The organism is Sulfitobacter undariae, assembly GCF_014196805.1.
Classification (GTDB): Bacteria; Pseudomonadota; Alphaproteobacteria; order Rhodobacterales; family Rhodobacteraceae; genus Sulfitobacter; species Sulfitobacter undariae.
Genome location: NZ_JACIEI010000001.1, coordinates 340,481 through 353,475, shown reverse-complemented (window position 1 = coordinate 353,475; position 12,995 = coordinate 340,481). Strand labels below are relative to the sequence as shown.

At 55.3% G+C, this 12,995-nt stretch carries 8 protein-coding genes and 1 tRNA gene; all 9 read right to left on the bottom strand.

All coding sequences use genetic code 11. The features are described 5' to 3' along the window. Entirely contained in the window at positions 1 to 2,007 is a 2,007-nt protein-coding gene (locus tag GGR95_RS01890) for a TRAP transporter permease (protein WP_184562197.1), read from the bottom strand. A gap of 78 nt (positions 2,008 to 2,085) precedes the next feature. After that, positions 2,086 to 3,222 (bottom strand): TAXI family TRAP transporter solute-binding subunit, encoded by a 1,137-nt coding sequence (locus tag GGR95_RS01885; protein ID WP_184562195.1) that lies wholly within the window; start codon positions 3,220 to 3,222, stop codon positions 2,086 to 2,088. A gap of 403 nt (positions 3,223 to 3,625) precedes the next feature. Next, a complete protein-coding gene (selD, locus tag GGR95_RS01880; protein WP_184562193.1) occupies positions 3,626 to 5,791 on the bottom strand; it encodes a selenide, water dikinase SelD in 2,166 nt (721 codons plus the stop codon). 135 nt (positions 5,792 to 5,926) lie between these two features. Further along, positions 5,927 to 6,448 carry a UGSC family (seleno)protein gene (locus GGR95_RS19010; RefSeq protein WP_281395921.1) on the bottom strand — a complete coding sequence of 174 codons (522 nt, stop codon included), beginning with the start codon at positions 6,446 to 6,448 and terminating at the stop codon, positions 5,927 to 5,929. A 24-nt stretch (positions 6,449 to 6,472) separates the two neighbouring features. Continuing rightward, the gene (locus GGR95_RS01865) at positions 6,473 to 8,062 is read right to left on the bottom strand and encodes a peroxiredoxin family protein (RefSeq protein ID WP_184562188.1); all 1,590 of its coding nucleotides are present in this window, start codon (positions 8,060 to 8,062) and stop codon (positions 6,473 to 6,475) included. A gap of 66 nt (positions 8,063 to 8,128) precedes the next feature. Beyond that, positions 8,129 to 8,223, bottom strand: a tRNA-Sec gene (locus GGR95_RS01860). Positions 8,224 to 8,237: 14 nt separating this feature from the next. Then, the gene (selB, locus tag GGR95_RS01855; protein WP_184562186.1) at positions 8,238 to 10,136 is read right to left on the bottom strand and encodes a selenocysteine-specific translation elongation factor; all 1,899 of its coding nucleotides are present in this window, start codon (positions 10,134 to 10,136) and stop codon (positions 8,238 to 8,240) included. Further along, positions 10,133 to 11,524: an L-seryl-tRNA(Sec) selenium transferase gene (gene selA, locus GGR95_RS01850; protein WP_184562184.1), complete on the bottom strand. Its 1,392-nt coding sequence runs from the start codon at positions 11,522 to 11,524 to the stop codon at positions 10,133 to 10,135. The genes selB and selA overlap by 4 nt, the downstream gene beginning before the upstream one ends. A gap of 811 nt (positions 11,525 to 12,335) precedes the next feature. After that, positions 12,336 to 12,569, bottom strand: a complete 234-nt coding sequence (locus GGR95_RS01845; RefSeq protein ID WP_184562182.1) for a hypothetical protein — start codon at positions 12,567 to 12,569, stop codon at positions 12,336 to 12,338. Positions 12,570 to 12,995 lie beyond the last annotated feature (426 nt).

The following is a 12,995-nucleotide window of genomic DNA, read 5'->3' as shown; positions in this document are numbered from 1 at the left end:
TTAAGCCTCACCTTGCAAGAGTGTACTAGAAGTATGGGCCCTACGCGCTGCTACAATCGGGATTGCACAGAGTGCCGCCCCGATCAGGAAAGAGGCTCCGTACCCGAGATTGATCAAACCGTTTTGGGGCATCGCAATAAGGACGCCACCAAAGAACACCAGAACGCGCATCGGCATACCCAACGGCCCTTCCAGCGGACCAATAAGGCTGATGTAACCCTGCAAAGCCGCCGAAATCAACGCAACCCCAATCAGTGCAGAAGACAGTGCCACAGCGACTTCCCATGCGGGGGCCTGCCCAATCAGCGCCGGGTTCAACACGAAGAAGAAGGGCGCAATATAAATCACTCCGCCCAGACGCATCGCCTCAAACCCTGTTGCGATGGGATTGGACCCCGCCATGGTGGAAGCAGCAAATGCCCCCAATGCCACAGGTGGGGTGATGTAGCTGACCATACCCCAATACAAGATGAACAAATGCACGGCGAGTGTATTCAGGCCACCGGACTCAAGCGCGGGGGCCAGAACAACTGCAAGGAAGATGTAACAGGCGGTCACAGTCATCCCCATGCCAAAGATAAACGCGGTCAACGCGCCCATCAGCAGCAATACCAGCGTGCTGTCACCCGCCATAAACACCAGTTCATTCACCAGCGTCCCTGCAAGGCCTGTCGCCGAAAACGATCCCACAATCAGCCCGACACCCAGTAGGATTGAGGTCAGCTCAGCCAGCCCCATACCGACACCCACAATCATATTTCCCAACCGTTTAAGGTTTAGGCGGAACCGCGCGCGGAATTGGTTAACCACCAGTAAAAGAGCGGTGGAATAGAACGGCGCAGAAGATTCCTGACGCAGGCCGATCATCATATAGAGCAGCAGCGCAAAGACGAAGATATAGGGCCAGCCCTCAATCATCACTTCCTTCAGGCGTGGCAGATCGGGTTTAGGCAAACCGCGCAAACCGCGTTTGGCGGCATAGGCGTCAATGCCAGTGAACAAGCCCCAGTAAAACAGGATGCTAGGAATGGCGGCGGCCAGCGCAATTTCCACATAGGGGCGCGACAGAAACGACGCCATGATAAAGGCCGTGGCCCCCATGATCGGCGGCATCAACACGCCACCCGTTGAGGCGCAGGCCTCGGTTGCGGCGGCGGTTTTGGCGCTAAAGCCTGTCTTGCGCATCGCCGGAATGGATACTGCGCCCGTGGTCAATACGTTAGAGATCACAGAACCCGACATTGAGCCCATGAAACCACTGGCAAAGATTGACACCTTTGCGGCACCGCCGCGATATCCGCCCACAAGTCCAAGCGCGAGATCGTTAAAGAACTGCCCACCGCCTGTGCGCTGCAAAACTGCACCAAACAGAATAAAGCCGATCACAACACCACCAAAGGCTTTCATCGGGATGCCAAAGGAACTCTCGGAAGAAAACACATGGTAAGGGACCGTCTGCATAAACGTGCTCTGAAAGCCCGAGAACGGATCAGGCACATAGCCTGCAAAAGTGGGGTAAAAGGCAAAGACCGTGACGATCAGGAACAACACCAGCCCCCCCGCACGGCGGGTTGCCTCCAACACCAGAAAGAAGAAAACAACCGAGACATATTGCGCCATCTGCGGGGCGGCATATTCCCACCCCTGCGACAGGTTTGTCTGCGCCGTTTGAGCCAGATAGCCCGTACACCCAAGCGCGACAGCAAATAATGCCCAATCCAACAGCGAAGGCACGCCGCCCTTACCGCCACGGATTTGGAAAATCAGAAAACTAAGCGCCAGAAACATACCACCCAGAATATACAGATACCGTCCGTCAATCAGAACGATGCCCGCAATCTGTAGATTAAACAGTTGGTTGATCACCAAGACCAACGACAAGATTGTGCCGATAATGACAACCCAACGCGCCGGGCCTGCCAGACGCTCAGACGGGGTTTCGCCGTCGATGGCCACAGCTTCATGACCCTGTACTTGATTGGTGGGGGGGGTATTCTGGTCAGTCATTTGATGATCCGCATCTAAAAGAGAACACAAACCGGCCAGCGCAAAAGGCTGGCCGGTCAAGCTGTGTTTAGGAGAGGCTTAGAAGGTTACTTGGAAGCCGCCGTCAGCAAGGGCCTTGCGACGGGCCTCGGCCCATGCTGCGTCCCAGTTTTCCGGCTTGGCTTCTTTGGTTGCTTCCCATGCAGCCATAAGAACTTCCTGACGTTTGATCAGATTGTCATTATGCGCCTGCGCTTCGTCCGACCAAACACCCACTTCCGTGAAATAGCGGATTGAGCCGTCATGGTAAGGAACAACCCATTTCATGTTTTGCTTGTCCAGCGCCCAGCCCCCAATGCCCGGTGATTTACCGTCATACTGTGGGAACAGTTCAACCATCGCCTTGGTCATGTTATAAACTAGGGCTTCATCGGTCGCCGCCATCGCGGTCAAGACCGGATAGGCATAGCCTGCACCTTGGTATCCGGCAGTGCCATCAATGTTCGCCCCAACCGATGCCTTGTTGATGGTAAAGAACGGCGCAACGGCTTGCATCGCAGCAAAGCTTTCGGTGTCTTCTGGATCAATTGGCGGCCAGAACAAACCGCGCGGACCCGCAGCAGCCTCATAGACCTTGCCTGAGTTCGTCGCCGCAAATGCCGCGTCAACTTGCCCTTCAACCAAGCCATTCCAGCTGGCACCATAGCCACCGAAATCAACCCGCTCGACATCGTCCCACGTCAAACCACCATAGGCCAGATAAGCCTCTGTGTTCACGTTCAGCGCGGGCGAGCCCACGATAAAGGCCACGCGCTTACCTTTGAGGTCCGCATAGGTTTCAATACCCGCATCAGCAGCAACACCCACTGAAAGGTTAATAGCGCCGCCATTGTTGGCCATCAAAACGCGAACGCTTTGCGGGCCCCAATTTTCAGCGCCAAAATCAAACACGCCTTCTTGCGCCATAAAGCTGCCGCCGACACCTGTGGCAGAGAACTGCACACGGCCTTGGCGCAATGGCTCGGTGCGCGACACGTCATTTTTGCCCGGCAATACCCGCAGGTTCACGCCAGCGGCGTCCTGCAAAGCTGCGCCAATAGCGACGGCTTGGTTATAGCCAGCAGAACCTGTTCCGTAGGCTGTCCAGCTCATCTGTTTTGGCAGTTCCAAATCTTGGGCTGCAACAGTTGTGGCCGACAGAGCCAAAACTGCAAAAGTAGAGGTGATATATTTCATGGTTTCCTCCCAGAATGTCCATATTTTTGCCCGCTCCCAACGTGGCAAACCAGTGTTGTGGACCCTGCCGTTTTCGAAACAGCGTTCCACTATGTGAAAACAGCCTAGTAACCTTCGCGCCGAACTGTCAACAAAGTTAAGGAAATAAACCGTCCTCTATGCCCCCAATTCACGAAATTAATTTCCCTTGGGTAATCCGCGTTTCGCAGAGCAAACCGCAAGCCGTTCTTCCAGCATAAATCCGAGAAATCGCTGCAAAACAATTTAGAGAAACCGGCCTGCGCACGGCAATGCACTCCATTGCATCGCTCCCTTGTATCAATCGAATCAAAAGGACGGTCACGACATCTGCATTATTGACGCACCAAATGCAGCTTCCAACCCAGCAACCGCATCAGAGGGTTTATTTAACCTGCAACGCGCCCACACCTTCTGAAAGAACGCCAATGATATGCCCCTCACACCCTTCAGCACGCAAAGCAACCAAAGCCGCCTCTGCCAAGGCAGGCGGCAGTGCTGCAAGCAGGCCACCTGCGGTCTGCGGATCATACAATAGCGGATCAGCCGCACCCATGGCAGGCGCATCAGCCATGTTCGCCGCCAGCAACGAAGAAAATACACCCTGCTCAGAGAGGCTCTGCGCACCTTCATATAGTGGTAACTTATTGCACCAGATTTCGGCGCGCAGATGTGAGGCTTTGCAGATTGCAGCGATATGGCCAGCCAGCCCAAACCCTGTCACATCTGTCATCGCATGCGCATCACGCAAAATCCGGCTTTCGATGTGCTGCGGTTGCTCCATCGCGGCCAATACCTGCGCAACGACATGCGCTTGCGCTTTGCCTGCCATATGCGCCGCGAGGATAACACCCGACCCGATTGGACGTGTCAGCAGCAGCACATCGCCTGCCTGTGCACCCGCGACTGTGATCGGCATGTCTTGGCGCACACCTGTCACGGTAAAACCAATCGTCAATTCCGCGCCCATTGTCGTATGGCCACCCACGACAGTGGCCCCTACTTGCGCAAAGACCTCGCGGGCGGCATCACTGATTTCTCGCAAACTGCGTTCTTGAAGCGGCGATGACATACGCGGCAAAACGATGCTGCTCAGCGCCACTTGCGGCATAGCCCCCATAGCCCAGATATCGCCCAAAGCATGCACCGCCGCGATGCGCGTCATTTGAACAGGATCGTCAATGAAAGCCCGCAAGTGATCTGTGCTGATCACCTGAAAGCTACCATCCGTTTGCCGCAAGATCGCAGCATCATCGCCCGGTCCCGCGATTATTTCGGCGGGCAAATCGTCAGGCATATCCCCGATGGCGGATTTCAGAACTGCGCCGCCCACCTTGGCACCACATCCGCCACACAGCGGCACTGTCTGGGCTTCCTCACCTACACCATCCGCCACCAGCGACGGCAACGCAGGCGGTTGCATCACGGGCAGGTCATCCAGTTGATCCATAAAGGCGCGGTCGATCCGGTCCTTCCAGCGCCAAAGCAAGGGCGCAGACAGGGCGAAACCATATTTCTCTGCCATCGCAGATTTACCGCCCAATGATATCAGCTTGAGATAGGATTTCTGAGGGCGAAACGGCTTTAGCGCTGCCCCTGTCAGGACCGCACGCAAATTGTGAAGCAGCACAGGGGCTGCACGCACAGCAAACACTCCCGCCTTGGGGCGCGGCGCAAAAGGCATATGCGCGCAATCCCCGACAGCGAAAAGCTGCGCGTCATCCTTCACCCGCAAATCGGGCTGCGTCACGATGAACCCGTTGTGCAGAGGCAAATCAGTCTGGCCAAGCCACCCATGCGCAAACGCACCCGCCGCCCCGACACAAAGCGCAGCCTCAACGGGCGGCTGGCCTGCGATCAAAACGTCTTGCGCACGTATTTCCGTGATCTGTGCATTAGGCAGAAAGGTGACCCCAAGACCTGCCATAGCGCGGTGCAGGTGATCTCGCGCTTTTGCCCCGACACCCGAAATCTGTGGTCCCGCCTCGATCACCGTGACCTGTGCGTCAACGCCGCAGTCGCGTAAGGCAAAGGCCATCGACATCGCCAACTCACACCCTGCGACGCCCCCTCCGATCACGGCCACTTTTGGGGGCTTCAAACCTTCTCTGACGGCATCGATGAACAAGCGCCATGTCTGGGCGTAGGTATCCAATGGCTTGGCCCCAACAGCATGCTGTGCAAACCCCGCAATATCCATGCGTGCTGTGATGCCGATATCAATAGAAGCCACATCATATGCCACAGGGCCGCGCCCCTCAACATGTATCACCTTCGCAGCGCGGTCGATGCCCGTCGCATGGCTCAGGATCAGGCGCGCACCTGCGAAGCGGGCTAAACGAACCAGATCAATTTCTAGCGTATCACGGCCATAGTGCCCCGCGATGTGGCCGGGTAACATGCCAGTATAGGGTGCTGTTGGCCCAGGATTGATAAGGGTCAGCCGCGCACCCGGCAAAGGGTTCATGCCCCATTTGCGCAAGACGAGGGCGTGCGCATGCCCGCCACCGACAAACACCAGATCACGTGTGTATGGGACAGTGTGTAACATCGGAAAAGCGCCTCTTGGCAAGTCGTCATCATATCACAACTGCCCTGTAGGCGCAGTAATGTCCAAACACGATACTGTAAACGCGAAGAAAACACCCCCGCCCTATGCTTAGTACACGGGGCGAGGATGATTGGTTTAGTTCTGCGTCAGCGCAGCGATGACCTGCTCCAAGGCTTGCGCGGCTTTGATGCGCATTTCGTCGTCGGTTGCGTCCTGAATCGGATGCGGCACCAAAACATAATGCGCGCCGTTCATACCAAGTGCACTTCGCTGGCTTTCGGCGGCTTCGCCGAACTCACTGGAAGCAATCGCAACTGCGGGGATCCCCTGGGTTTCAAACCAGACATTGTCGTGCATACTGCACGTTGTGCAGGATCCTCAGTCGGCCAGTGCTTCGACCAGAAAATCGCAAGTGTCCCGTATTTCATGCCGCAAAGCATCAGGACAGGGTTTTGCAAAAGTCGGCTTGGTAAAGCGGCGTATCGTCACGTCAGGTGCTTTTTGCGCCAGTAGTTTTTCCAACTCATCCAGCATGATGTTGCCACGTGGCTTGCTGATGTCCAGCAAACCAATCACGCCCGATAGGCTGCCACTGCGCTTGGTCACTTGCCGTTCAACCGGTTCGCGCTCATCCGTAGGGTCGAGAATTATCGTCATACATTCCTCCTTTCTGATCTCAGCTTAGCCGAGGTCGATCTTTTTGGAAACTGATTGTGATCCAACAGCCCCCGTTGCCCAGCCATGGAAGGCTGAAGAAAACTTGCCCGCATCCGATCCCGCCACCACAAGATGAATAAACTCTTTTCCTGCGAACTTTGGTACAGAACCCGCCATCTTTTCAGGCCCCATTGCCTCGGCTGCGGCGGCGGAAATGCCTGCGCCAGATTTGTCATCAACCAACATTTCCGTTAGTGGGCGGGTTGTAACCTCTTGTATCCGATCACGCAGACGGTCTTTGGAGTAGTCACCTTCACGGGTCAGCGTGTCGATATGCTCGGGGCACACCACCAGCAGCGCGTCCACAGGAAGGTTGCGCAGCTTGGGCAAGAACACCCCTTCAAGCCCTAAGCCCAAAGACCCCGCAATCTGATCAGGCGCGCGCGATGTCTGATCGACGACATGCACAGGACCGCCCGTCATCGCAAAAACGGTGACCACGGAATCTTCTGGCTCAAACCCGCGTTCCACATGCAGTGCGGGCCAAGGCGAGCGTTCTTCCCACTCGGCAAAACACATGGTGAACTTCATCGGATTACCAAGGGTTGAACGCTCTACCCCGCCCGTTGTCGCACCGCCTACGTTACGCACCACCAACCGCACAGCACGGCCAATCGTTGCGTTTGCACGGTTGCCCGCCCCCAACGCACCCAGCTTCATCCCCATACCGATTTTATGGCGAATGGGGCCGTTGACGATCATGACAGGCGCCGCCCCCATTGTGGTGGCCGTGACGCCGTGGATGTTGAACTCATCTGTGCAGACGGCCTCGACACCGGCGATGACCACCGGCAAGTATTCGGGTTTGCATCCAGCCATGACGGCATTAATCGCGATCTTTTCAATCGTGGCGATGCCCATGTTCGGCGGAACCGTCGCAATCACTTCTTGGGCATCGCGGTGCGTGCCGCCCAGCATCCGCAGCACCCGTTCCGGTGTCGGCGGGACCAATGGCAGGCCATCCGAAAACCCTTGGTCAAACATGAACTCGGCCACGTCATCGCCACTGGCTACATCAATTTTGCGGGCGCGGATGGGGCTGCCCTCGGCCTCTGCTTGCAGCTTGTCAAAGACACTCGGATCAAGGTGTTTAGAGCCGCATCCGGGCCGCCATGCAGGTAAATCCTCCCACGCGACCTGCGCCGCTGGCAGCGCCGTTTGGCGGTTCATATCCGCGCTTAGGGCTTCCCAGTCTGTGCGGATAAACCCCTCAAAGCGCGACACGACATTGCCCGTCTCGTCTATCCAGAAAACCGAAGGGACGCTTTCAATATCCCATGCAAAAGCCGTTTTACACGAACGGTCATCCAGCAATGGCACCGTCAAGATGTGGCGTTCAGCAAAAGCCATATTTGCATCGCCGGATTGCGAAATAAGGATCACGTCAGCTTTATCTGAATAGGCTTTATGGAACGCTTCCAATACGGGAGCCGCGGTATTGCAGGTTTCACAATCCTCTTTGACAAAGCACACAAGGCTGGGGCGACCTGTGGACAAGCTACGGGTATTCCCTGCTAAATCATTCAACATAAATTGCGGTTGCTGGTCACTCATGTCTGTCCTCCCCGACGTCACGAGCACCTTGCAAAATCTCGGAGTAGAATGTCCACCCCGAAACATTGGCGGAGGTGGATGGGAATCGAACCCACCACACGCCGTTAGAACGCGTCCATGGTTTTGAAGACCAGGGAAGCCACCAGACTCCAGTCACCTCCGAATGATGCAGACCCTAACAAGGCAGCGCAGGTAGGGAAACAAGAATCAGCCCTGTCATCTGGCGGGCATTTCCCAGCCGTACCGTCACACCGCATTTGTCGAAATGCTCCAACACGGGCACAATAATCTTGCGACTGGTGCCAAGTGCCGTACGTGCCTGTGAGGTTGTGAATTCAAGAGGCATGGGAAAACTGTCATTCAAACGGGCGGCAGCGGCATTCAAGGTATCCGAGTGCAGAAGCAATCTCTGTTTCAACGCCACGTTATGGAGCGCGGCAATACGCCCCATGCCCAACAGCACATCAACAAGGGCAGGATCGAAGGCTTCAGAGGCGGCAAGCGTTTCGATGCCAGCGGCCTGAAACACAACCTCCATCTCCCTGAGATCTGCCTGTTGATCCGCAGTCAAATTATCAAACGGATCATGGTCACACATCGCCAGACCAGTATCGTTTTGACGAATTTCACCCCCTTGGGATAAAACAGCCTCGACATGCGCATGCAGACTATCACAGACCCCGCGTAAGACGATTGCCCCACGGGGGGCCATAAACCGCAGCGGGTATTTCGCGTGATACGCCATGAGCGCCGCCAAAAATTCGGCCTTAGCCGTATGAATGGCCGATTTTGGGGCCACCTGATCAGCATTCAGATTCATAAAATCGTCACCCAGATCATTGCGGACCGCATCGGCCGACATCCGTGCCAAACGCGCCAGATCGCCAAGGCTGCACGCACCGCCATTGGCGCGACCAACGGCTGTCGCAATAGCCAACGCAGAGCCATCGTGAACCGCTTGTAAAATCTCTAATCGGGTTTTGTCGCCCGCCCGTGTTGGGCTTGCTTGTGTGTTCAAAAACACCGCGCCTCCCATCGTCTCTGACGGGGACAACCGCCTGAGAACGGCGCGTTGCCCTTCATAGCCAAAGACAGGCTTTTTGAACCGCAACTGTGCAAACCCCGCCTGCGTCGGATCAATTCCGCCACCGCCGAACAACCTGACGCTGGCCACTTCATGCGCCGTGCCAAACAAAACACGGACGTCCTCCATGTGGCGCAATCCTTTTGCCACGCCTGCCTGCAATTCGATGCGCACATCGATGCAAGTTGTCGGAGCCCCTGCACCTTTGACAGATATGACCGAACCACGCTGTATCTCCTCCACGGAAACGCCGCGCAGATTCACAGCAACGCGCTCTCCTGCGCGCACCAGATCAGTTGATGCGCCGCGACACTGCAAACCGCGCACCGTGGCACTGCGTTGTTGGGGCTGTATCACCACCCCAGCCCCAACAGCCAAATCGCCCCCCAGCAAAGTACCGGTAACAACTGTCCCGTGTCCCGACTTTGAGAACACCCTGTCCACAGGCAACATCGGTGGATGATCGGCAGTTTGCGCATCACGATCCAACGCCAAATCTTGCAACGCCGCATCAAGGGTCTCGATCCCCTCTCTGCTATGCGCTGAGCACAGCACCATCGGCGCATGTGCCATAGCTGTCGCCGACATTGCATTTCGCAAGTCTGCAAGCCGTGCTTCATGATCTTCGGAATGTAGCAAATCCGATTTGGTCACAGCAATCACACCCTGCGTGATCCCTAGAATTTCAAGGATGGCAAGATGCTCACGCGTTTGCGCGCAAATGCTGTCGGTGGCCGAAATAACCACCAGCGCCGCCTGCGCCCCCGAGGCCCCTGCCACCATCGCCTGAATGAAGTCTTCATGTCCAGGCGCGTCAATGAAATCTAGCACGCTGGTTGCTGTATTGCGGTGCGCAAAGCCGGGGGTAATAGACAGCCCCCGTGCCTTTTCCTCTGGCAAGCGATCAGTTTCTATTCCCGTCAACGCGCGAACAAGAGACGTCTTACCATGATCCACATGGCCAACAACCACGATGCAACAGCTGTTCATGCGTCCTGAATCTGGTGCAGCGCCGCTACGATGATGCTCAGCTCGCTTTCCCGAACCGTGCGCATGTCAAACAATACGCGACCCCGTTCAATCCGGCCAATGATCGGGGTCTGATAGGCGCGCAATTTTGCAGTAACCTGTTCAGCGGAATACCCATCAACATGGCAAGCCACGGCAAAACTGGGCAACCCCTGCTCTGGCACAGACCCAGCGCCAACATGCGCGATGCTGGGCTGTACTTCTACCTGCACCCACTGCGCCTCTGCCAAAGCATGGACAAGCCGTTGCGCACGGCCTTCAACATCTGCAACCGCCTCGGACAACATGGCAAGAACAGGGATTTGAGCAAATGGATCAAAGGGCGCGGCGTATAGCCGTAGCGTTGCCTCTAGTGCCGCGAGCGACAGCTTGTCGATCCGAACAGCGCGCATCAACGGATGTGACTTGAGGCGTGCAATGATCTCACGATTGCCTGCGATGATCCCAGCCTGCGGCCCCCCCAGCAATTTGTCCCCCGAAAACATCACCAGATCCACACCCGCTTTAAGGATGTCAGATACAACAGGTTCATCCTGTAACCCGTAAGGCGACAAATCCAGCAAAACCCCACTGCCGAGGTCTTCGATCAGAATAACCCCTTTTTCGGCCGCAAGCCGTGCCAGCTCCTCCCGCTTTGGCGAGGACGTAAACCCGACGATTTTGAAATTGCTTGTGTGACTCTTCAGCAAAACCGCTGTGGTTTCATCTATCGCAGCCTCATAATCGCTCAAACGCGTTCTGTTTGTTGCACCCACTTCACGTAAAACGGAGCCGCTTTGTGCAATCACGTCAGGCAGACGAAACGACCCGCCAATTTCAATCAGCTCTCCCCGTGACGCAATCACACTGCGCCCCGAAGCAGTCGCCATCAGGCTCAGTAGTACAGCTGCTGCGCAGTTATTCACAACGACAGCGGCCTGCGCACCGGTGAGTTTGCAAATCTGGCGCTCAACATGATCGTGTCGCGAGCCACGCTTGCCTGTATCCAAATTCAACTCAAGGTTGCTCGGCAGCTCCGCTGTGACTTGCATCGCTTGTATGGCGGAAGGTGCCAGTGGCGCACGCCCCAAATTCGTGTGAATGATGACCCCCGTCGCGTTGATAACTGCGCGAAGGGACGGCCTGCGCGCAAACTCAACACGCGCCGCCACCGACGCCGCGAAGGCCGCGCTGGAAAAATCAGGTAAACTCAGTTCCCCATCGGCCAAAAAGGAACTGCGCAATGCTCCAATGATTGCCCGCAAGGCATCAACCGTCTCTGAGTGGCTGTATTGCGTGACAATCAAGGAGATCAAAGGCTCGTCTATCAGAGACTGAATCTGCGGCAAATTCTTCAGCGGTCCAGCCATTGTTGCTCCATCTTTCAGCCTTCATTCAGGACCTCACCCGCCCCGTTCCTGCGCGAACCTAGCCCTTCCCGTCTGGTAGGTCGAGACCACACACCGTGGATGTATCGGGTTGGCGCATATCAATGGAAAGAACGTCATGGGCTGGGCGGTAGCTACCGCAAGATGCAAAGTCACAAACGCTTGGGCAGATATAACTGGCAGGTGAGATATTATGTCCCTTTTGCATATCAGAGCGCATTCGGGAAATCGGAAGTCCTTCGCAGCCTTAAGACAACTGTGAAGGGCGAGGAAATGCATAGCGAAAGTCCGGTTCCCGCCCCACTTTAGAAAAAACTGAGGGACATCATCCCCACGCGCCTGCAACACAATTAGACAGGGCCGTGTCCTCTGCTGCGCTTGCGGACCGCACCACCCCTGTCGAATTGTATTGCACTTGCTACCCCCAACCCTCGCCGGGAGCAGGTTTAAGAGGCAGGCGCGCTGAAGCGCTTTGCTCAAAACCACTTTTGAAAGGGAAAACATGTCAGACATCACCTTAATCGATCAAAGGCAAAGCTATGCGTCGAAAAAGGAAAAGCTCTGTCGCGAAAAAGGAAAAGCTCTGTCGCGAAATGCAGAACTATGTGTCGCTTCACAGATTTGTGTGGAGCGACACATAGTTCTGCATTTTTCAGATTGCTAAGTCATTGATTTTGAATCATCGGTGAAACGCGCTGCACACCAGTCTTACCATTTGCGACTCATAGATTTACCTTTTTCCGAAAGCCGCCGTTCGTGCAAAATGCAGCGAAGGTCTCCTTCGAGCCCAAACCTACTGCTTCTTAGCCTTCTCAAAAAGCTTCGAGAAATAGTCATCTGCTCCATGTCGCTTTGCGTTGAGCATGACCTTTTCGGCAATCTCATCTGCTGAGCTACCAGCCGAGATCATTGTCGGCACATTGTGGACAACATCAGCAAGGATGTGTGCCTTTTCTAGGTTTCCTGTGGCCCTGATTTCAATTAAAGCAATGCTCAGAACATACAGAACTTCAGAATGATTGTTCATCCAATCTCTTTCATTGTTGAATATTCTCAACCGCGCCGATTACCGCAACTCTAGATGAATGCGGCCGTCACGCCAAGGGCAACTTTGTCCGCTCACCGGACCTTGATACCCATTGCGGCTAAGGTCCAGTTTGAGCCTATTTTGTTGAAAAAGTCGATTTTGGAGCGTGACTGGAGATTTTCCAGACGCTACAGAAGGGTTAGGAATTTTTGGCGAGGGGGTCGGCAGAAAGTGCGTCCTGCTCCCCGTTGCGCGTCTCCGGATTGCTCGCCGACAAGTGCGTTAGGCTTTTGTAATCAGCGCAAATCTGGCGAGAAATTGAGCCTTTCAGATTTTCGACTTTTTCAACAAAATAAGCCCTCATTATCAAATTTCTGCGATGCAGCTAATGTTTGCTACCGTGTGGTTGTCAGAAATCTTCCTCAA

Coding starts and splice junctions, on each gene's coding strand:
- GGR95_RS01890 (WP_184562197.1), bottom strand. CDS start 2,007: ATGACTGACCAGAATACCCCCCCCACCAATCAAGTACAGGGTCATGAA.
- GGR95_RS01885 (WP_184562195.1), bottom strand. CDS start 3,222: ATGAAATATATCACCTCTACTTTTGCAGTTTTGGCTCTGTCGGCCACA.
- selD (WP_184562193.1), bottom strand. CDS start 5,791: ATGTTACACACTGTCCCATACACACGTGATCTGGTGTTTGTCGGTGGC.
- GGR95_RS01865 (WP_184562188.1), bottom strand. CDS start 8,062: ATGAGTGACCAGCAACCGCAATTTATGTTGAATGATTTAGCAGGGAAT.
- selB (WP_184562186.1), bottom strand. CDS start 10,136: ATGAACAGCTGTTGCATCGTGGTTGTTGGCCATGTGGATCATGGTAAG.
- selA (WP_184562184.1), bottom strand. CDS start 11,524: ATGGCTGGACCGCTGAAGAATTTGCCGCAGATTCAGTCTCTGATAGAC.
- GGR95_RS01845 (WP_184562182.1), bottom strand. CDS start 12,569: ATGAACAATCATTCTGAAGTTCTGTATGTTCTGAGCATTGCTTTAATT.